Raw genomic sequence first — 21,416 nt, 5'->3', positions numbered from 1 at the left:
GGGGGACTAATAACAATTATTGTTATTGTTGTTGTTGGGATTCTAGCGGGCTGCTTCCTAGCTGACTTTCTGCCCGCTTTTTTGCTTCCATTGCCGCTCCGTAATCCGGTTTGTAGCGAATTGCTTTGTCATAGGAGGATCTCGCATCTTCGTATCTTTTCACTGCCACAAGTGCATTGCCGCGACTGTACCAGGCTTCCGAGTAATCTGGCTTGACATAGACGGCTTCATTGTAAGAGGCGATCGCATCTTCGTACCGCTTCAAATTGTACTGGGCATTGCCTCTATTGTACCACCCTTGATATTCTTTCGGGTTTAAATCTAAGGCTCTGCTGTAACACTCAATTGCTTGTTCGTACTTGCGTAATTCGTGGTACGACCAACCTAAATTGTACCATGCTTGATAATAATCAGGCTTTAATTTTACCGCTTTTTCGTAAGCTTCCACCGCTTCTTCGTGCCGCCGCATTTTCAGCAAAGCGATACCTTTACTGTACCACGCTTGATAAAATTTTGGCTGGAACCGCACGGCTTTTTCGTAGGCTTCAAAAGCTTCTTGGTTTTTGTTCAATTCTAGTAAAACATTGCCTAAATTGTACCAAGCTTCAGAATTATCGAATTTGATTTCAACTGCTTTTTGATAGGATTCTACGGCTCGATCGTACTGTTTTAATTTTTGGTTAGCTTGTCCCCGATTGTACCAAGCACGGTACAAATTAGGCTGAAATTCGACGGCTTTTTCGTAGGAGGCGATCGCCTCTTCGTACCGCTGCGAATCTAACAGAGTATCGCCTCTGCCTTCCCACGCTGCGGCATAGTCGGGCTGGATTTTCAAAGCGTTATCAAAAGATGCGATCGCCTCTTGAGACTGTTGCAATTTATCCAAAGCATAACCGCGTCCCGTCCAAGCTTCCAAGTATTCGGGCTTTAATTCTATTGCCCGATCGTAGGCCACCTGCGATTCTCGGTATTTTTTCAATTCATATAAAGTTTTGGCTTTTTCCTGCCAAACTTCCGCGTAGTCCGGCCTGAGATTAATTGCTCGCTCGTAAGCTGCTAGAGCTTCTTCAAATCGGCTTAAATTGTAAAGAGTATTGCCTCGGTTGTACAGGTCAGTTGCATTTGCAGAATTAAAACTATTGACAGCATAAGTTGATGCTATAATAGTGATGCCAATTAAACTGGCGATCGACAATATTTTCAAATACAGTTTTCTTCGGGATTTGAGCGGCCCCTGCGCAGCAGCAACCGGAGGTAATACCGGAACTGTACCGCTGAAAGAATTTTTCAATTCTTTAATAGCTTGCAGCGTTTCGCCGGCACTAGCATAACGCTGCCGAAAATCGTACCTCACCATTTTATCTAAAATCTTAGCAAAATCAGGGCTGACAGATGTTTTGTCCTGCCAAATTATCTCTTCCGTGTCGGGATCTTTGGGTAATTGGTGGGGAGTTATGCCAGTGAGACATTGAATTGCGATCGCACCTGCGGCATAGATATCGCTGCTGAGTTTCGGGTTGCCGTGAGCTTGTTCGCTGGGCATATAACCGGGTGTACCGATGCTCACACTCAAGCTATTTTTGGGCTGAGGATTGGTGATTTGAGTGGTGATTTCTTTGACTGCACCGAAGTCAATTAAAACTAATTTTCCATCTTTATCTCTCCTAATTATATTCCGGGGATTGACATCGCGGTGAATCACATTTTGCTGGTGTACGAAATCTAAAATTTCGAGAAGTTCCTGCAATATACAAATAACTTCATCTTCCTTCATACCTCCCGCATTTCCAGGAGAAGCGGGCGTAATTTCTTGACTTAAATCGTGACCTTCTATGAATTCTTGAACGAGATAAAACTCTTTATTTTCTTCAAAATAAGCAAAAAGTCGGGGAATGCGATCGTGATTTCCCAACTTGTACAAAACTTGGGCTTCCGTATCGAACAAACGCCTTGCTACCTGTAGAGTTTCTGGATCGGTTGCTTGAGGCTTAAGCTGCTTGACAACGCAGAGGTGATTTCCCGGTAGCTGACTATCTTCAGCTAAATAAGTTTGAGCAAATCCGCCGCCTCCCAAGTGACGGATAATGCTGTAGCGACTGCTGAGTGTGATTCCAAGCATGAGATTTACCTAATATTTCCTAGTCTTTTGGAGAATTAGCTTCTAACCAAGCTGTCAAATCTTCGGCGTTTGAAAAATCTAACAGGGCTTCTGCAAGATTTTCTAATTTGTCGATCGGCAATTGGCGAATGCGGCTTTCAATATCCGGGTTTATTTGACCTAAACGGCGACTCAGCAAGCGCATAATTAACTTTACTTGTCCTTGTTGTCTGCCTTCTTGTCTGCCTTCTTCCCTACCTAAAGCCACTGAACTCTCCTGATCTTGAGCAAACAACTCTTCCTGTTGTAATTGGTTCAATTCTTCTGCTGTCAAGCTAACTTCATTGGCAATTTCAAAAGCTTTCTGTATTTCGGGGACTGTAGCCATTGTTTGAGGTACTTCATCCAAAGTGTCAGTAGTTTTGATAAAGTAAATCCACTTATCGGTAAGACTTTCCAGTTGATCCTGTTGTTTATTGAATTTTGGCAACTCTACAAATACTAACTCAATATCATTCTGTATATAATCAGAAAAGCGAGTTTTTTCTTTGAAAACAAAATGAGAAATTACGTCTTCATTGCCATCAAACATTTTATAATCTGTGATAGTCAAGGCAATCACAGGTCGTAAATTCTTGTATGATTCTCCTTTTGTTAGTTGAATTGCATAAGTCTTGGCTGCATTGTATAAAACTCGCTTGCCAAATGCCTGCACTTTCAAAACTTGCATTTCAATAATTACAAATTTTCCATCATTAAGTAGGGCTTTGACATCTAAGCAGCTATTTTTAAATCCAGCTATTTGAGGGCCAAGATAAGGCTCGAGGATTTCCAAGCTTTGAATTATGGATTCTCCTTCATAGAGTAGGGCATTTAAGAAACTAATCAAAATCTCTGTACTTTGGCTGGAGCCAAATATTTTTTTGAATGCAAAATCAATTTTGGGATTGATAAATTTCATGTTATTTTTCTTCCTCCAGATGCGTAGGGTGCGCACGGCGCACCTTACTTTAATTTTACTTTAAACTGCTTTCAAAATCTCGTCATCGACTGAAAAATCTATCTCGGCTTTGTCCCTTCCCGAAATTAGATAATCATTCTGAAATGAATCTTTCAAACCGGAAACTAAGTCAAATTCCGGCTTCCAGTTAAGCTCGGTAACAGCTTTATTTACTGAGGCAAAAAAGTGCTGCAATCGCATCGGAAAAGCTTTCTTTTTGCCGAAGTCAAATTGTTTGGGATCGTAGTGTACAATCTTAATAGAATCGGGTGATTTGCCAGCAGCCTGAATGCAGGCGCGGGCTAAACCGTCAAAGGTGACAAATCGATCGCCCGAAACGTTGTAAATTTGCCCGATCGCCCTTTCATTCCCCAAAACCGCCGCCATCGCATTCGCCAAATCCTGACAGTGCCCGAACTGCGTGAAGTGCAATCCGTTACCGGGAATCGGAATCGGTCGATCGCGCGCAATGCGATCGAAAAACCAAGCCTCCAAATCGTTATAATTTTGCGGCCCGTAAATGTAAGTCGGGCGAATCGAAGTCCAAGGCAAACCGGACTGAGCCAAGTAAGTTTCGGTTTCGCATTTACCCAAATGCCGGCTTTTCGGATCGGTAGCATCCCCTTCAATATGAGGCATTTGATCCGACTTCAAATAAACCCCCGCAGAGCTCATGTAAACAAAGTGCTGCACCCGCCCTTTAAATATTTCAGCTAAAGGCTTTGTATCGCCCAATTCGCGACCGTTGTTGTCAAAAACGGCGTCAAACTCCTCCGTCGATAACTTGTCTTTAAGTCGATCGACATTTGTGCGATCGCCCAGAATCTGTTTCACGCCAGAAATCGGTACAGGCTTATTGCCCCGGTTAAACAACACCACTTCATGCCCTTGTGCTGCTAAAATCTTAGTAAGATAAACCCCGATAAACCGAGTACCGCCCATCATTAAAATTCGCATTAATTTCGATGCTCCTTACAGTTAGTCTAAATATCTTACAATAAAGTTATGCCCTAGCTTTACTCAAATAGCAATTACGCGTAAATACCAGAGAAACCGGGTTTTTCACCAGTATCAAAAACTCAAATCCAGTATTTTCGTAAAAAACCCGGTTTCTGCCGACCGGACGATCGAATTGTGCGTGAAGCGAAGCTATCCCGCAGGGAATCGCTCAAAATAAACATACTTTCAATTTGCCTAAAATAGCCCTATGCAAGTTCCCAGGCTGCATCCAGAAACAATCGAAGAAGTCAAACAAAGAGCCGACATAGTAGACGTTATTTCCGGTCGCGTTGTCTTGCGGAAACGCGGCAAAGAATTCGTCGGATTGTGTCCCTTTCACGACGAAAAATCTCCCAGCTTTACAGTCAGCCCAGCCAAACAAATGTACTATTGTTTCGGCTGCGGTGCAGGCGGCAATGCTTTTAAGTTCCTGATGGAATTAGAGAAACGCCCTTTCAGCGAAGTAGTATTAGAACTAGCTAAAAATTATCAAGTCCCCGTCAAAACAGTCGAACCAGAACACCGACAAGAATTGCAGCGGCAGATTTCTCTGCGGGAACAACTGTATGAAATCTCAGCACTAACAGCCAAGTTTTACGAACACGCTTTGCGGCAAACCCAAGGAGAAGAACCCTTAGCATATCTCAAATCAGAACGCAAACTCAGCGAAGAAACTATCCAACAATTTCAATTAGGTTATGCGCCCCAAGGTTGGGAAACACTTTACAGTTATTTAGTAGAACAAAAAAACTATCCGGCGCAGTTAGTAGAACAAGCAGGATTAATTGTACCGCGCAAATCGGGAGGAAGCGGCTATTACGATCGCTTCCGCAACCGCATTATCATTCCCATTCGCGATACCCAAGGCAGAGTCATCGGTTTCGGCGGCAGAGCTCTCGGCGACGAACAGCCGAAATACCTCAATTCTCCCGAAACAGAACTGTTCGATAAAGGCAAGACTTTATTTGCCTTAGATACAGCCAAAACAGCGATTGGTAAAGCCGATCGCGCGGTGGTTGTAGAGGGGTACTTTGACGCGATCGCACTTCAGGCAGCCGGCATCTCCAACGCCGTCGCTTCCCTCGGCACAGCCTTAAGTTTAAACCAAGTGCGGCAGTTATTGCGCTACACTGACTCCAAACAAATTATCCTCAACTTCGACGCGGACAAAGCAGGAACTCAAGCAGCAGAGCGCGCTATTGGAGAAATAGAAAAACTTGCTTATCAAGGAGAAGTGCAACTGCGAGTGCTCAACATTCCCGACGGCAAAGATGCCGACGAATACCTGAAAACATACTCGCCAGAACAATATCGAGAATTGCTCGAAAATGCTCCTTTATGGATAGACTGGCAACTGCAACAAATGCTCGTGAATCAAGATTTGAAGCAAGCCGATACTTCCCAGCAAGTCACCAAAAAAATTATTAAATTATTAACCAATATCACTGACGACAATCAGCTAGCTCATTACCTGCAAAAGTGCGCCGAAATCCTCAGCAAAGGAGATTTTAGACTCACAAAAATGCTAGCAGAAAACTTGCTCAATCAAGTAGTCAGCGATTGGGCAAAGCGGCAGAGTCAAGACGAATCTTTGACAATGCCCCTGTTAATTAGAAACAAGCTGAAGCCGAACAAACAATATAAAAAACAGCGTGCAAGCGGCGAAAATAAAAGCTCAAAACAAGGCTTATCTGCCGCAGCCCGCAGTCTTTTAGAAGAAGCAGAAGCGCAACTATTGCAGATTTACTTGCACTGTCCCGAATACCGCAAAGATGTCATAGAAGCCATAGAAGCTAGAGACGTACAGTTTAGCCTTTCTCACCACAGATTTTTGTGGCACCAGATTGTGAATGCAGAAATATTGCACAAAATGTCTTTACAAGTAGCGCCTTCTGAGTTAATATTGAAATTGCAAGATAGCTTCATTGAATATCCCAATCAACTCAATCAAATCTCGCATTTATTTCACTTAAATGAGTTCTCAGAAAGAAACGTGTATCGCGCACCTTTAGTAATTAGATCGGCCCTCGCCTGTATCGAGCAAATTATCAGCATGAAGCGCCGCCGGATTGCACTCAATATGTGGGAAAAAGCCAAGGCAGCTAGCATTCCCGAAGAAGCTCTAGAATATCACCAACTATTTTGTGCCGAACAAGAATGGCTCAAGGAATTAGATCGGCTGCGTCAAGTTAATTTTTACGATTTAACATCCGTGCCTTGGGGCTAATACCCTTTTAGATTTTAGATTGGGGATTGGGGATTGGAGATGATATCAACTCCGGTAGCATCGGAATTAATATTACTCACAGTCAGGACACGGCAGTGCCGTGTCCCTACTCCCATTAAGTGTAGGGACACGGCACTGCCGTGTCCTCTATATCATTCCGATGCTACAAGCCTGTTTGTACTAAGGACTTTATTCCTTTATTCAACGAGCCTTTTAATAATCGCAAAAAAGAGTTTCGCGAGTGTCTCTGCCCGTCACGGGATTAGTACCTTTTGCAACTTTACAAAGTTTTTCTATCATATCATCTCTCAGCAGTGTTTCTGTAAAATCAGCACCGTCAATGACAGCTCCTTCGAGTCTTGTATTGTAAGCGAAAGCACCCTCAAGGATAGCATTAGTTAAATTTACTTTCCTCATGCGAGCCAAATCTAAAGTAGCACCCGTTAAATTAGCCCCTTCTAAATTTGCCTCTTCCAGATTGGCACCAAAAAAGCTGATGCCGCGCAAATCTGCATTAGTAAAATTGCTGTTGCGAAGATTAGCTTTATTAAAACTGTCGTCAGTCAGAACTTTGCCAGTAAAATCAGCGCCGACTAGGATTTCTTTGTCGTGATCCAAAGCGAAAGCAGGTGCGGGATTAATGCCGATCGCCCCAGCGGTAATTACTGCTAAAATAACAAAGCTCAGCAAGAAACTATAAATATGTTGGCGAATTCCAGAATTCATACAAGTTAAAGCTAATGGGCAGCCGTGACAGTTCAGAATTGAATTCTACCAGAAAGCGCGATCGCCCGTTAGCCACCGCTGACTTTAATTCCCCCCAATCCCCAAACTCTCGGGCTTTGGGCACATTGGGAGAAAACTTAGTCGCCGACTGGTTGCAGCAGCAAGGTTGGGAAATCTTGCACCAGCAGTGGCACTGTCGCTGGGGAGAGATTGACATCATCGCACTCGGAAGAGATGAAGAAAGCGCAAAAAACCGAGGTCTTCCCAATCACCAATTCCCAACATTAGCATTTGTCGAGGTGAAAACTCGCCGCCGGGGAAATTGGGATGCTGGTGGAATGCTGGCTGTTAGTACCACAAAACAAGCCAAACTTTGGCAAACAGCCGAAATATTTTTAAGCACTCGTCCAGATTTAGCAAATAATTCTTGTCGCTTTGATGTCGCCCTAGTCAGGTGCGAACCTTCACGACAAAACACTAAGCGAATATTACCACCATTAACACCATCCAACTCTCAATCCGCCGTTGCCGGAAACTACCTGCTCACCCTGCAAGAATACATTCGATCGGCTTTTAGCAATTAAAAATATATAATTAAAAATTAGAGGGTAAAATCTCAAACCACTGCCACTAGGTAATTTTTAATTGTTAATTTCCCTAGGGTGTCGCGAATTTCTCTCTTCATTTTTAACGGAGGTGAAAAAACAGTTAAATCTTCTCCCCCTGTCCCCTTCTCTCCCTCTCCCTATCTGTCATAACAGTTAATTTATATGATTAGCAGTCTAGGCGAGAGTTTCCGGGCAATATCCCAGACCCTTGACAAACTGCTGGCGAAACGCTTCAATTTCCTTGCGGTCCGGGCTGCCGTGACAAACCACGGCCACCTGGTAGCGGCGCATCACGCTCAGCGGCGACTGTCCCGTTTCCAAACTCCAAAGTGCCATTTGCAAGCGAATTTCAGGATCGTAAGGAATCCCGAGTTCGTTCATAAAAGCCCGAAAATCGCCGTGCATTTCTGGAGTTAAATATTGGCTCATTTTCACCTTTACCACCCAGCCGTCAATTTGGTGAATAACAGTGATAAATTGCAAGGGAACATGACTAGCGGCGCGCAGGTAATCCACGACTCTCAGAGTGAGGCTAGTATTGGCGATGTAGTAGAGGTATTCCATAACTATCCTTCGAGCAAAGGTGGTGCTATACCTCTATCATCGCGGGCTATACCCGCCTCCACAAGGGGAAAAGCACCCGACTTGGGATGGGGGTTTTTACCCAATTTGTTACCTAGTTGACAGATTGATTTGATAGGAATTCACTCGATGACAGAGATTGACTGGTCTTTGGACGGCTACGACTACGAACTTTCGCCCTCGCGCATTGCCCAAAATCCCGCAGTGCCGAGGGATAGTTCTCGCTTGCTGGCTGTAGATTCTCCCAGCAGCCACCAACACCGGATTTTCCGGGATTTACCCGATTTGCTGGAGCCGGGAGACTTGCTGGTACTGAACAACACCCGCGTGCTGCCAGCGAGGCTCTACGGGCACAAACCCAACGGCCCGGCTGTCGAGATATTGTTGATGGAAGAACGGGAGCACAACTGTTGGCTGGCTTTGGTTAAACCGGGGAAACGCTTAAAGTTGGGAGCAAAAATTGAGTTCGATCCGATCGCCCCAGAGTGCCGCGAAGAAGCAGCAGGCCCTTGTTGTTGCATTCCACAAGGGGCCGTAGCCACACTACCCGATCGCCTGACTGCGACAGTTGTAGCCCGCGATGACGCAACAGGGGGACGGCTGTTGGAGTTTGACATCCCCACAGATGCGACTCTGGCGAAGTTTTTGGACGAATACGGCCACGTACCCCTGCCGCCCTACATCGACAATTCCCAAGCTTCACCGGAACAGTACCAGACTGTTTATGCCGATCGGCCAGGGGCGGTGGCTGCCCCCACAGCAGGCCTGCACTTCACTGAAGAATTGTTCAGCCGCTTGGAACAGCGGGGAATAGAAAAAACTTTTGTCACCCTGCACGTTGGAGTAGGGACGTTTCGCCCGGTGGAGGTGGCAGACGTGACGGCTCACCAAATGCACGGCGAATGGGTGGAAGTACCCCCCGCCACCGTCGATAAAATCCGCGAAACTCAAGCTAGAGGCGGGCGGATCTTTGCCGTGGGTACAACAGCAGTGCGAGCTTTAGAGGGAGCAGCGGCGGCGAGCGGCGATTTTTCCTTGCAGCCTTTTTGCGGCCAGACAAATTTGTTTATCTACCCGGGTTACAAGTGGCGGGTTGTAGAGGGGATGATTACCAATTTTCACTTGCCCCGCTCTACTTTGATGATGATGGTAAGTGCGATGATTGGAAGGCCTCGGCTGTTGGATTTGTACCGAGAAGCGATCGAGCATCAGTACCGCTTTTATTCCTTTGGCGATGCCATGCTGATTTTACCAACAGCAAAAATTGATTGATCGATCGGGCATCGGGTTCGCCCCATGCCCGGTATTCCGTTTCTATTCTTCCTCCTCTTCTTCATTGCCGGGATACACGAAACTGTTGGAACGCCCAGTCAGAACAGATTTGCCCAGAGACAGAGCTTTCTGAGCTGCCACTACAGCTTTGCGCTTCCAGGTTGCCTTGCGCATATTCTTCTTGGATTTGGAGGTTTTCTTCTTAGGGACTGCCATGACGCTAAATACTTTCTGCTTGCTTATATAGACAAACAAACATTCTAGCCGATCTTGCCGGCAATGCTTACTAGAAAAACCGCAACAACTGCTGGGTCAGCAATATCAAGTAGTAGGGTGCGTCAGCGATTAGCTTCTGGAAAAATAGACAAAATCCCCTAGGTAACGCACCCGCAGCAGCTAAAGTTCGTGAAAGTGGTAGATCACGACCCCAGTTACGGCATCGTTCTCGATACTCACATAACCGGTTTTGAGCATTGCCGTGAAAGCCTCTTCCACTTCGGCAAAAGTAGCGCCGGTTGCCATCACCCCTTGGGTGACAGATAATCTTCCGTTCTTGGTATAAGCTGCCTTCAGGAGTTTAACCCCTAACTGGTCTGGAGTTTGCTTGGGGTATGTCGCGGCGATCGCCCCGCTGACGGGATATAGCGGTATACCTTCGCGAGATACGCCGAGTTTGCCCCTGAGACTGGCATTGTGTTCGTCCACCATGTTCGGCAGCAGCAGCAAGTCAAACAATTGCCCGAACCCAAACAAACCAAAGGTAAACAGCCACAGCAAACCCGTACCAATCTTGCCGTTGTAGAGGCGGTGGAGTCCGAATGGGCCGAAAAAACAAGCTGCCCATAAAAGGTAACTAACACCTAAATTGCTCATTTTCTGACCGTCCTGCCTGGTTATTCTAACTATTGGACTCCCTCAATATATATTTTGTACTTTCTCTTTGGTGTTTAAACAGCTTGACACCAGCAGATATTTGTGCATTGTCCAAAGTTATTGGTTATTTACTACCAATTCCCCAATTCCCCATGCCCCATGCCCCATGCCCCATGCCCCATGCCCAGTGAGTAATTTTGCGTAGCAATTCTTAACGCCAGTAACATATTTCGGCGGGCGAGAGCTTGGTAAACTGGAGGGCGTGGAAATTACAGCAGCTTTGACCTAGATTCCACACGGAGCGCCAAACGGAGCGCGCCGCCAGCGCTGGCCGGACATACACGAGCGCGATCGCCCGCAGTAACCGACAACTGAAACAAGCAAGTAGTTATAAGCAGAAATCCAATAAACATATGGTAGATTCCCTCAAAAAACCAACTTTTGAAGAACAGCGGCAGGAAGCGAAAACCCCAGCCAAAGAAACTATTCTCACGCCGAGATTTTACACAACAGACTTTGACGAGATGGCCAAAATGGACATCTCCGTAAATGAAGCCGAACTAGAAGCAATTATCAAAGAGTTCCGCGTTGACTACAACAAAACCCACTTCGTGCGGGATGCCGAGTTCGATCAATCTTGGGAACACATCGACGGCGAAAAGCGCAAGTTATTCATTGAATTCCTCGAACGCTCTTGCACCGCTGAGTTTTCTGGCTTCTTGCTCTACAAAGAATTAGCACGCAAGCTCAAAGACAAAAACCCGGTACTCGCCGAAGGTTTCTTGCTGATGTCCCGCGACGAAGCGCGGCACGCCGGATTCCTAAATAAAGCGCTGTCGGACTTTGGTTTGTCCCTAGATTTGGGTTTCTTGACAAAGAGCCGCAGTTACACATTCTTTAAGCCGAAGTTTATTTTCTACGCCACTTACTTATCCGAAAAAATCGGTTATTGGCGCTACATCACGATTTATCAGCACTTGAAAGCGCATCCTGAAGACCAGATTTATCCGATTTTCCGATTCTTTGAAAATTGGTGTCAGGATGAAAACCGCCACGGAGATTTCTTCGATGCGGTGATGAGAGCTCAGCCCCAGATGTTGAATGATTGGCGCGCCAAACTTTGGTGCCGTTTCTTCCTGCTGTCGGTATTCGCCACAATGTATCTCAATGATATCCAGCGCGCCGGTTTTTATCGATCGCTCGGACTCGATGCTCGCGAATACGACATTGAAGTGATTAAAAAGACCAACGAAACAGCAGGCCGCGTATTCCCCGTGATGCTGGACGTGAACAATCCAGAATTTTACGAACGGCTGGATATTTGTCTCAAGAACAATCAGCAGTTGACAGCAATTGTTGCTTCTAATACTCCAAAATTCTTGCAATTCTTCCAAAAATTGCCTCTGTATTTGTCGAACGGCTGGCAGTTGTTGAAACTGTACTTCATGAAGACGATTGAATCACCTTCAGTTGAGGGTGCAGTCCGTTAATTTTTGATTTTTCATCCTCTGTGACGGCGGTTCTGCAGCAAGCAGAGCCGCTTTTTTTGGATATAATGTTAGATTAGTTTTGAAGGGCGATCGGGTTTGCCGCAGCGAAGGTTAAAAGTCATAATTGTAATTTTTAGGCTATTCTAAACTCAGTATTTTTAAATTAGCGATCGCTCTCAAATCTACTATCTTTTCGGTGCAGTTCCTATGAAACTCAACAAAAAGCAATTCAACAAATCAACTTTGGTTTTTTCCCTGGGAATGCTCGGCGTTTTCCTCGTGTCTTTAACTCTGCGATTTTGGGAACTAGAGAGATTTAACACCTTAGTATTTGACGAGGTTTACTATGCTAAATTTGCCAACGATTATCTCACAAAAACTCCCTTTTTCAACGCTCACCCGCCTCTGAGCCAGTACATAATTGCGATCGGCATTTGGATCGGCACTCACCTTCCCTTCGGCAAAACAGCCGTCAACAGTATGGCTGGTTCCCTGCTTTCCCCTTGGGATTACCGCTGGCTGAATGCTCTCACGGGTTCCTTTATTCCCCTAGTTGTGGGAGGGCTAGCTTATCAGCTAGTTCGGCGCCGCACCTTTGCTTTTCTTGCTGCTTTATTTATCGCCTGCGACGGTCTGTTTTTAGTTGAGTCTCGCTACGCGTTGAACAACATTTATCTGGTTTTGTTGGGAATTTTAGGTCAGTTATTTATTTTAAAATCCGTAGAAGCAGAAGGCAAAAAGCGCTGGCTTTTGCTGGTACTAGCCGGCACCAGTTTCGGCGCTTCGGCTGCTATCAAATGGAACGGATTGTGGTTTCTTTTCGGTACTTATCTGATTTTAATCTGCGCTTGGGCGGTGCGTTTCATCCAGGGAAATAAAGGAAATGAAGAACTGAGCCGCGAGGTAGATTCAACTCTAATTCCTCCCGAAAGTCCCGTACAAAAACTGATTCAACTCAATTTTATAGAACTATGCTTGAGTCTAGCTGTGATTCCTATTCTAGTTTACAGCATCTCTTGGATTCCTCACCTGCACTTTAATCCAAATCCCAATTTCTGGCAGATGCAAACGGAAATTTTGACTTATCACCAGCGGATTAAAAGCGGCCCAGATGTACATCCTTACTGTTCCACGTGGTACAGTTGGCCTTTGATGCTTCGCCCCATAGTTTACTTCTACAAAACTGCTAGCAGCAATGCCCAACCAGATCCGGTTTTGCCGCCTTTACCTGAAGGTGCAACTCAGGCAATTTTTGACGTTCACGCGATGGGAAATCCCTTCCTTTGGTGGTTGTCAACCTTAGCTTTATTGCTAGTAATAGGAGTTTTAGTTCACCGGATTTTGGTGTGGCTGCAAACGCGCAGCGAAGCTTCAGTTGACACGATAGAACAGCAGCGGCCGATTTTGTTTCCGCCGACTGCCCAAATGTGGCTGGCGTTGTATTTAATAGTTAATTGGACCGCTAATTTGCTGCCTTGGGTGAAGGTGACTCGCTGCGTATTTTTGTACCATTATATGGGCTGTTCCGTGTTTGCAGCCTTAGCACTTGCTTGGTGGGTTGACAGGTGGCTGCACAGCCCTCAAACTCGACTCCGAGGGATGGGGGTAACAATTATTTTTCTGGTTTTGGGTGCTTTTATTTTCTGGATGCCTATCTATTTGGGACTGCCTTTGTCGCAGTGGGAATGGAAAATTCGGATGTGGCTGCCGTCTTGGGTTTAAGTTAGAAATAATTCTTTTATTAACGGGCAAGATGCCCGTTACCCAAGAAAATTAAGTTTTGTGGAACAGGCATCTTGCCTGTTCCTAACCAAGGTGCAAGATGTAAGTTATAACATTTATGACAAAGGTGAGTTTGCAAAAGCGAGCATTATTTTTGATACAGTGCTCGATAAACAGGTTCGCCCCGTTTCAGAGTAGCAATTTCTCTTTCAGTAGCAACAGGCAGGGGATTTTCTGCTAACCATTCGCCCCCATTTTGACGTTTAAAACTAGGGTGAGATGAAAAGCGATCGCACATTTCCCTTTCTACTTCCTCAATATCTGACTGGATAAAAACTTCGCCGCCAATTGCCAGATAAGTTGCCAATTCGTTGACTAATTCCTGCTGCACCACCCGCCGTTTGTGGTGCTTTTTCTTGAACCACGGATCGGGAAATTGAATGCTAACTCGCTGCAAAGTGCCAGCGGGTAAAGTTTCTAAAATTGGCTTCAGAGAACTATTAGCATTGCAAAACAAATAGTGCAAATTTGTCAAGCCTTTTTCGTCGCGCCAAAGATTCGCCTCCTCTACCAGAGGTTCCCGAATTTCTAATCCTAGAAAATTCCAGTCTGTTTGTACTTGCGCCATGTGCCACAAAAACCGTCCTCTGCCGCAGCCGATATCTAAATGCAGCGGCAAATTTAAGTCACCATAGATTTTTGTCCAATCAGGGGGACTTGCAGATACTTGATATCTAATTGATAGGGGATTGACGTGTTCCCGCACTCTTACTCTTGCCAATTTTGCTGTCTCCTGAAAAAATTTGTTTGCTTTACAGAGAAAACTGAAGTCCTCACTACAAACCGGTTCGTAGTAAGGACTTTAGTTTTTTTTAAGCTTCTGGTTCAATGCCTAACGCTCTTAATTGTGCGGCCAATGTTTGCGATCGTTCCCGTTCTTGTTCGGCACGTTCTCGTTCTTGTTCGGCTTGCTGTTGAGCGATCGTCTTTTGCTGCCGTTCTTGTTCGGCTTGCTGTTGAGCGATCGCCCTTTCCTGCCTTTCTCTTTCCACCATCTCTGCTCCCCACAATAACATCTGTCCGCTCTCATCCCACCACCGCAACCAATATCCAGTTCTTTCGGCCTTTGTTCCCTGCCAAACCCCCAGAAATAACCCAACTCCTGCAATCCAATAACGGCCGTTTAAATCTGGTGGTTGTACTTCATACTTTCCTGATGAATCCAACTGGTAGACTTCTAACACTCCGGCGGCTGGCTCAAAAAGTGCATAGATTGGAACTCGCAACACTTGTTCGTAAAAAAACCATTTTCCAGGCGGATAAGTTTGTTTACTAGAATATTCATCGTTGGGACTAGCTGATAAAAATTCCATTACGATCGCCGGAATTTCCCCTTCTAAGTTCGGAGTGTAACTGCGGCGAATTTCTTGACTAGAAAGCGGCTGTACGTTGCGAGCATAAAACCAATCTGGAGCTTTGATAATTAGCTTGCTGTCTACTGTTGCACAAATGCCCATATTTGGGGCAATCAATATTCCTGCTACTATTAGCCCCGCGATTTCTAAGATTTCCCGCAAGGCGGCAGCTAGCAAGGGCTGGTCGATATTTTCCACTGGTTCCTCGTCTAAAATGAAATCGTCTGGCAATTTTTCCCAGGTAATTTTTAAGTCGGCTGTACTGACTGTCACGGTATTTTACCTCTTATTGAGAGTGCTATTACTAAGACTGCTGGAGTGCGGTTTGCAATACTTCTCGGTGAAAGAGCGATCGCTCTACTATAAATTTTATCCTGTCTGGCGATAAGGCGTCGCCGTTGGCGTAGTGTTCGATCCAGGTTTTGCTGATTAAATAAGGATCGTCTGGCAATTCTGATAATAAGTATCCCGGCATTTCTAGCTCTTCCATTAACTGGCTGACTTTGGGATCGTAGCTGAGGGCAAAACAGCGGCATTCTTCGGATGCTGCCATAATTAAACTGTGGTAGCGCATCCCGATCGCCATTTCTACTCCCCGGAATACTCCTTTCAATTTTCTGGGGTCTTCTAAAGTCAGAATGCGGCTCCTTTTCGGCAGGGCTTCGTGCAAATGTTTGGCAATTTCTAAGTCGTGAGACGCTTGAAAAGGCAGCAGCAAAATCAAGGTGCGAGTTGCTTTTTGAAAGTCAACTAAAGCTTGAGTTAAGATTGACAAACGGGCGGGAGTTAGTGTAGGATGAGAACGCAAACAAACAGCAACTCTGGGCGCCGGCAAATCCCACAAACCGGACACGGGCGAATTCTCCAAAGCCCACACGGGATCGGGCGCTAAAGTAAAGGGAATTTGCCAATCTGCAAGTAGGGTAGCTGAGCCTTTATCCCGCACGCTGACGGCGGTGCACCCAGCAAAACAGCGCTGAGATAACTTGCGAGTCATTTCGCGCTTCAAAGGGCCAATTCCCTGAGCCCAGGCAACAGTTTTTAAGCCCATCTGTTGCGCTAATCCCATCAAACCGCCATAATAGAAAGGGCTCGCAATGCTGGTAGCGTCTTGGATTAAACTGCCGCCGCCCCAGATTAGGGCGTCGGAGGTGCGGAGTGCTTCGAGAACTTGAAACGCATTCATGCCATCGCGCGCAGCTACCCCGTAACGCTGATTTGTCTCGGCAGGATTGCCAGACAGGACGATCGGCGTCACGCCATCTGGTAACATTTGCAGTAGCGATGCCAACAGCGCCTCGTCGCCGCCGTTGCCTTTACCGTAATAGCCGCACAAAATTGCTCGCATTTCTACTCTTTTATTTGTTTGTGATGGGGAATCTAACGATTTTAGATTTTAGATTTTAGATTTTAGATTTTTTTGATATTTTAGATTTGATCCTACTACCAAAAAAATGCTACGGTCAGCAAGCTTCAAGGCTTTACGTCATCAATCAGCTCAAATCGCAAATCTAAGAAAATCTCGAATCGCTAATCTAAAATTGTATGACGCATCATACTTTATATGACAGTTGCGTAAGTCCCGATCGATAAATCTTTCATCTTCGTTCACGATACAAAAAATGCACGCTTTGTCAATTCCCACCTGGATTATTCATGTCTCTAGCGTCGTCGAGTGGATTGCCGCCATCTGGTTAATTTGGACTTACGGCGAAGTCACTCAAAATCGAGCTTGGTGGGCCCTTTCCGCCGGAATGCTGCCCGCTCTTGTCAGTGCTATGTGTGCCTGTACGTGGCACTATTTTGACAACTCTCCCGCCCTAGAATGGATCGTTACCCTGCAAGCGGCGATGACTCTCTTCGGCAATTTTACTTTGTGGGCGGCGGCTTGGTGGATTTGGCGATCGGCTCAGCCAGCAGAGAAAATTAAAGATTTAAAAATGGAGAAACTAATTGAAAAATAGCACTATTTGGGCAACATTTACGGCTAGTTCACTTTTGTTAGCAGCCGGATTTTTGCTTCCGGGCCAAGCCAGCAACATTCCCGTGCAAATCGCCCAACAACCTAACTGCAAAAATCCTCAAACCACGCTAGACATGAATGTCTGTTCCAGTCAAGAGTTTCAGGCCGCCGACAGTAAGCTCAATCAAGTATATCAGCAACTCCAAGCAAAAATTAGCAGCAGACAAAAGCAGAGATTGACTGTGGCACAGCGTACTTGGATCAAATTTCGAGATGAAAATTGTGATTATGCAAAAGGGCAGTTTGAAGGCGGTACTTTGGCTGCTTCTACCTACGGTTATTGCAGGGCTAGAGTGACGCAAGAACGGATTAAAGATTTGGAAGGTTATTTGAAACAAGCAAATTTGTAAAAGTTCGATCGCGATCGAGAATAATTTACCCATTCAATCATCAATACCGCGACAACCTCATCTTTTGCACTTTTAGAAGCCCCAGCACAAACCAGCTCAAGAGTGATATAAAGCTTTGTTTTTTATTTTACGCTTTGACACGCCAATGGTGTAAAATCTAAATTCTCAAATCTTATATTTTAAATCCCTATGTCCTTCGTTGGTTTGCACATTCACAGCGATTACAGCCTGCTAGACGGGGCGTCTCAGCTACAGCAGCTCGCAGAACGGGCGGTGGAATTGGGGATGCCCGCGATCGCCCTTACAGACCACGGGGTGATGTACGGGGCGATCGAGCTAATCAAAGTTTGCCGAAATAAAAATATCAAGCCGATTATTGGCAATGAAATGTATGTCGTCAACGGCGACATTGAAGTAAAAGTTCGAGGTAGAAGAAAATACCATCAAGTTGTTTTAGCTAAAAATACCCAAGGTTATAAAAACCTCGTCAAACTAACCACAATTTCCCACTTAAAGGGAATGCCAGAAAGAGGTATTTTTGCCAGACCTTGCATCAACAAAGAACTGCTCAAACAATACTCCGAAGGTTTAATTGTTACCAGCGCTTGTTTGGGTGGCGAAGTTCCCCAAATGATTCTGCAAAACAAGCTAGACACTGCCCGCGAAGTTGCCAAATGGTATAAAGAAGTATTTGGAGAGGATTATTATATAGAAATTCAAGACCACGGTTCCCAAGAAGACCGGATTGTTAATGTTGAAATCGTCAAAATTGCCCGCGAACTAAACATTAAAATAATTGCCACCAATGATTCTCACTATATTTCCTGCAACGACGTAGAAGCACACGATGCTTTGCTGTGCATTAACACCAACAAACTAATTGAAGAAGACAAGCGGATGCGCTATAGCGGCACTGAGTATCTTAAGTCTGCTATGGAGATGGCGCAACTGTTTCGAGACCACTTGGATGCTGAAACGATCGAAGAGGCGATCGAAAATACCCTAGAAGTCGCCAATAAAGTATCAAGATACGAGCTGACAGGAGAAGCTCGGATTCCCACAATCCCAATTCCCCCAGAACATACCGCCGATACCTATGTAGAAGAAATATCTTGGATAGGACTATTAGAACGCCTCAAAGCCCGCACTAAAAATGAAATCCCCCCAGTCTACAAACAAAGGCTAGAATACGAGCTAAAAATGATTCAGCAGATGGGTTTTTCTGAATATTTTTTAGTGGTTTGGGACTACATGAAATATGCTAGAGATCACAATATTCCCGTAGGGCCCGGACGTGGTTCTGCGGCAGGTTCTTTAGTTGCTTACGTCCTCAAAATTACCAATATAGACCCCGTACACCACGGACTACTATTCGAGAGATTTCTCAATCCCGAACGTAAATCTATGCCAGATATCGATAGCGATTTCTGCATAGAAAGACGCGACGATATGATCAAATATGTCACCGAAAAATATGGTACAGACCGCGTAGCACAAATTATTACTTTCAATAGAATGACATCAAAAGCTGTCTTGAAAGATGTTGCCAGAGTTTTAGGTATTCCCTACAAAAAAGCCGACGAAATGGCAAAATTTATTCCCGTATCGCGGGGAAAGCCGGAAAAATTGAAAGTGATGATTTCCGATGCTACACCTTCACAGGAATTTAAAGAAAACTACGAAAAAACAATTTGCATAAATGCAGAGACTGGCACCGAAGTCCCAGTTCGTCAGTGGATTGACATGGCAATTCGCATTGAAGGAACTAACAAAACCTATGGCGTTCACGCCGCCGGTGTGGTCATTTCTTCCCAGCCCCTTGATGAAATTGTACCATTGCAAAAGAATAATGAAGGTGCTGTAATTACCCAATATTTCATGGAAGATTTGGAATTTTTGGGGCTACTAAAAATGGACTTTCTGGGGCTTAAAAATTTAACAACCCTCCAAAAAACTGTTGATTATGTTAAACAAACCCAAGACATAACTATTGATGCCGAAGGCTTACCTTCTGATATAGAACGCAGAGCTCAAGAGACATTTACTAGGAACAACAAGTTGCCCGGTGATGTAGCAAAAACTTATCAACTATTAGAAAAAGGAGATTTAGAAGGCATTTTTCAGCTAGAATCTTCTGGGATGTTAGATGTAGTAAAAAAAATCAAACCTTCCTGTCTGGATGATATTTCTTCTATTCTGGCACTTTACCGGCCAGGCCCCCTGGATGCTGGTTTGATTCCACAATTTATCGATCGCAAACATGGTAGAGAGGTGGTTAAATACGACCATCCGCTGTTAGAACCGATTTTAAAAGAAACTTACGGAACTCTTTGTTTTCAAGAGCAAATTATGCGGATGGCTCAAGATTTGGCGGGCTATTCTTTGGGTCAAGCTGACTTGCTGCGGCGCGCAATGGGCAAGAAGAAAGCTGATGAAATGCAGAAGCAAAAGGAAACATTTATTGATGGGGCAACCAAGAATGGTGTCACTCAAAGAATTGCCGAAGAGTTGTTCGGGCAGATGCTACAATTCGCCGAATATTGCTTTAATAAATCCCATTCGATGGCCTATGCCTATATCACTTATCAAACTGCTTATTTAAAGGCAAATTTTCCTGTAGAATACATGGCTGCACTGCTAACTGCTAATAGAGGCGACCAGGAGAAGGTACAGAGATATATTGCCAATTGTCTCAAGCTTAAAATTGACGTTGAGCCACCTGATATTAATGGCTCTGAACTTACTTTTACGCCATTGCCGATGGAGATGACAAAAGCCGAAAAACATAAAATATTGTTTGGAATTTCGGCGGTAAAAAATGTGGGTGAGGGCGCAATTGAAAATATTTTGGAGGCGCGGCAGTCAGGGGGTAAGTTTAAATCGCTTGCTGATTTGTGCGATCGTGTAAATCTCCATGCTGTCAACCGCCGCGCTTTGGAAGCATTGATTCAATGTGGAGCTTTTGATAAAATTGATCGGAACCGTCAACAGTTAGTAAACGACCTAGAAGGAGTGATTAAATGGGCGCAAGACCGCAAGAAAGATCGAGAAAGCGGTCAAGGTAATCTGTTTGACTTGTTAGGTGAAAATAGCTTTGGGAAGTCGGCAAATAAGTATGAGTCTGCACCAAAATCTAAAACTGTCAAAGATTTTGATAAACAGGAAAAGTTGCGTTTAGAAAAAGAGTTACTCGGCTTTTATGTATCAGAACATCCCCTAAAAAATCTGCTTCAAATGAACCAAGACCCAGATGTGGTGACTCTCGGACAGTTAGCAGATAAAAAAGGGAAAGTATCAGTTATTGTCATGGTTAGCGCTATCAAACTTGTAGTGACAAAGAAAGGCGATGCGATGGCAATTTTGCAATTAGAAGATTTGACACATCAAATCAAAGCTGTTGTGTTTCCCAAGAGTTATGAACAAGTGAAACCGTGTATTACAGAGAATGCTATCTTACAGATTAGTGGGAAAATCGAGAAAGATGGAGAGGAAATTCAGATAATTGTAGACGATGCAAAGCCCGTAGAAACAGTGCAGGTTGCAGAGGAAGTGGAGATGGTGCCACCGGAAATAAAAACCCATTGGCTGCCAGAACCGGTCAATATTGTAAGAACACCAAAACCTGTGGAAGTTTTAGAAATGGTGATTGTCAAGTTTACACCGCAGCAAGTACAAGATGCGGAAAAACTCAATTCCCTGAAAGCTATTTTGCAAGAACTTTCCAATCGGGGAGAAGGTGCTAGCGTTTCTGTGGGGGGAATTGTTGTCGGTGAATATTGTTGTCAACCCCTTCGCATTAACCCACAATTGTGGGTGCAAGATGGCGAGGGAACTGTTAGCCGGCTCAAGTCGGCTGGATTTGATGCTTGGGTTTTTCCTCTCAACAATCGCCCAGATGCTGCGGTATTTCGAGAAATGCGATCGCAACTTAATTTGCATTCTTGGGCGAGTGGTTTACTTGACACTGACACCGATCGCATTTCTCGGTATCTCAATTATCTCGCCCAACTAAACAGACGCTAGCCAAATGA

The 21,416-nt window shown here is 44.8% G+C and carries 18 protein-coding genes; 8 read left to right on the top strand and 10 right to left on the bottom strand.

All coding sequences use genetic code 11. The features are described 5' to 3' along the window. Positions 1 to 22: 22 nt before the first annotated feature. From QUA02_RS22965 to QUA02_RS22955, 3 genes are read right to left on the bottom strand one after another with little or no spacing between them, the layout of a single operon-like run. On the bottom strand, positions 23 to 2,119 hold the full coding sequence (locus tag QUA02_RS22965; RefSeq protein WP_333030980.1) for a tetratricopeptide repeat protein: 2,097 nt from the start codon (positions 2,117 to 2,119) through the stop codon (positions 23 to 25). Positions 2,120 to 2,138: 19 nt separating this feature from the next. Then, a complete protein-coding gene (locus QUA02_RS22960; RefSeq protein WP_333030977.1) occupies positions 2,139 to 3,059 on the bottom strand; it encodes an Rpn family recombination-promoting nuclease/putative transposase in 921 nt (306 codons plus the stop codon). A gap of 60 nt (positions 3,060 to 3,119) precedes the next feature. Continuing rightward, positions 3,120 to 4,055, bottom strand: coding sequence for an NAD-dependent epimerase/dehydratase family protein (locus tag QUA02_RS22955; protein ID WP_333030975.1), 936 nt, complete (start codon positions 4,053 to 4,055; stop codon positions 3,120 to 3,122). A gap of 250 nt (positions 4,056 to 4,305) precedes the next feature. Here QUA02_RS22955 and dnaG point away from each other — a divergent pair, with 250 nt between their 5' ends. Then, positions 4,306 to 6,324, top strand: coding sequence for a DNA primase (gene dnaG, locus QUA02_RS22950; protein WP_333030973.1), 2,019 nt, complete (start codon positions 4,306 to 4,308; stop codon positions 6,322 to 6,324). 213 nt (positions 6,325 to 6,537) lie between these two features. On the opposite strand, the gene QUA02_RS22945 is transcribed toward dnaG, so the two are convergent. Beyond that, a complete protein-coding gene (locus QUA02_RS22945; RefSeq protein WP_333030970.1) occupies positions 6,538 to 7,050 on the bottom strand; it encodes a pentapeptide repeat-containing protein in 513 nt (170 codons plus the stop codon). A 14-nt stretch (positions 7,051 to 7,064) separates the two neighbouring features. On the opposite strand from QUA02_RS22945, the gene QUA02_RS22940 reads away from it, so the two are divergent. Beyond that, positions 7,065 to 7,634, top strand: coding sequence for a YraN family protein (locus tag QUA02_RS22940; protein ID WP_333030968.1), 570 nt, complete (start codon positions 7,065 to 7,067; stop codon positions 7,632 to 7,634). Positions 7,635 to 7,832: 198 nt separating this feature from the next. Here QUA02_RS22940 and QUA02_RS22935 read toward each other — a convergent pair whose 3' ends face one another. After that, entirely contained in the window at positions 7,833 to 8,222 is a 390-nt protein-coding gene (locus QUA02_RS22935; protein WP_333030966.1) for a hypothetical protein, read from the bottom strand. A gap of 147 nt (positions 8,223 to 8,369) precedes the next feature. Here QUA02_RS22935 and queA point away from each other — a divergent pair, with 147 nt between their 5' ends. Then, entirely contained in the window at positions 8,370 to 9,512 is a 1,143-nt protein-coding gene (gene queA / locus QUA02_RS22930) for a tRNA preQ1(34) S-adenosylmethionine ribosyltransferase-isomerase QueA (protein ID WP_333030965.1), read from the top strand. Positions 9,513 to 9,554: 42 nt separating this feature from the next. On the opposite strand, the gene rpmF is transcribed toward queA, so the two are convergent. Then, positions 9,555 to 9,728: a 50S ribosomal protein L32 gene (rpmF, locus tag QUA02_RS22925; protein ID WP_006632406.1), complete on the bottom strand. Its 174-nt coding sequence runs from the start codon at positions 9,726 to 9,728 to the stop codon at positions 9,555 to 9,557. Positions 9,729 to 9,908: 180 nt separating this feature from the next. Beyond that, positions 9,909 to 10,385: a TM2 domain-containing protein gene (locus tag QUA02_RS22920; RefSeq protein ID WP_333030963.1), complete on the bottom strand. Its 477-nt coding sequence runs from the start codon at positions 10,383 to 10,385 to the stop codon at positions 9,909 to 9,911. Positions 10,386 to 10,798: 413 nt separating this feature from the next. On the opposite strand from QUA02_RS22920, the gene acsF reads away from it, so the two are divergent. After that, the gene (gene acsF, locus QUA02_RS22915; RefSeq protein ID WP_333030962.1) at positions 10,799 to 11,875 is read left to right on the top strand and encodes a magnesium-protoporphyrin IX monomethyl ester (oxidative) cyclase; all 1,077 of its coding nucleotides are present in this window, start codon (positions 10,799 to 10,801) and stop codon (positions 11,873 to 11,875) included. Positions 11,876 to 12,082: 207 nt separating this feature from the next. Further along, complete coding sequence (locus QUA02_RS22910; RefSeq protein ID WP_333030960.1) at positions 12,083 to 13,597, top strand: dolichyl-phosphate-mannose--protein mannosyltransferase; 1,515 nt, start codon at positions 12,083 to 12,085, stop codon at positions 13,595 to 13,597. A 148-nt stretch (positions 13,598 to 13,745) separates the two neighbouring features. On the opposite strand, the gene trmB is transcribed toward QUA02_RS22910, so the two are convergent. From trmB to csaB, 3 genes are all read right to left on the bottom strand, one after another. Next, positions 13,746 to 14,378 carry a tRNA (guanosine(46)-N7)-methyltransferase TrmB gene (gene trmB, locus QUA02_RS22905; protein ID WP_333030958.1) on the bottom strand — a complete coding sequence of 211 codons (633 nt, stop codon included), beginning with the start codon at positions 14,376 to 14,378 and terminating at the stop codon, positions 13,746 to 13,748. Between the two features lie 91 nt (positions 14,379 to 14,469). Continuing rightward, complete coding sequence (locus tag QUA02_RS22900; RefSeq protein ID WP_333030957.1) at positions 14,470 to 15,285, bottom strand: PDDEXK family nuclease; 816 nt, start codon at positions 15,283 to 15,285, stop codon at positions 14,470 to 14,472. A 31-nt stretch (positions 15,286 to 15,316) separates the two neighbouring features. Next, entirely contained in the window at positions 15,317 to 16,360 is a 1,044-nt protein-coding gene (csaB, locus tag QUA02_RS22895; protein ID WP_333030955.1) for a polysaccharide pyruvyl transferase CsaB, read from the bottom strand. Positions 16,361 to 16,634: 274 nt separating this feature from the next. On the opposite strand from csaB, the gene QUA02_RS22890 reads away from it, so the two are divergent. From QUA02_RS22890 to QUA02_RS22880, 3 genes are all read left to right on the top strand, one after another. Beyond that, positions 16,635 to 16,976, top strand: coding sequence for a DUF2499 domain-containing protein (locus QUA02_RS22890; RefSeq protein WP_333030952.1), 342 nt, complete (start codon positions 16,635 to 16,637; stop codon positions 16,974 to 16,976). Beyond that, a complete protein-coding gene (locus tag QUA02_RS22885; RefSeq protein WP_333030949.1) occupies positions 16,966 to 17,385 on the top strand; it encodes a lysozyme inhibitor LprI family protein in 420 nt (139 codons plus the stop codon). The genes QUA02_RS22890 and QUA02_RS22885 overlap by 11 nt, the downstream gene beginning before the upstream one ends. A gap of 189 nt (positions 17,386 to 17,574) precedes the next feature. Then, the gene (locus tag QUA02_RS22880) at positions 17,575 to 21,408 is read left to right on the top strand and encodes a DNA polymerase III subunit alpha (protein ID WP_333030948.1); all 3,834 of its coding nucleotides are present in this window, start codon (positions 17,575 to 17,577) and stop codon (positions 21,406 to 21,408) included. The last annotated feature ends 8 nt before the right edge of the window (positions 21,409 to 21,416 follow it).

Source organism: Microcoleus pseudofavosus SVA1_A4 (assembly GCF_036700565.1).
GTDB lineage: Bacteria > Cyanobacteriota > Cyanobacteriia > Cyanobacteriales > Microcoleaceae > Microcoleus.
This window is presented reverse-complemented; position numbering and strand designations above follow the sequence as displayed.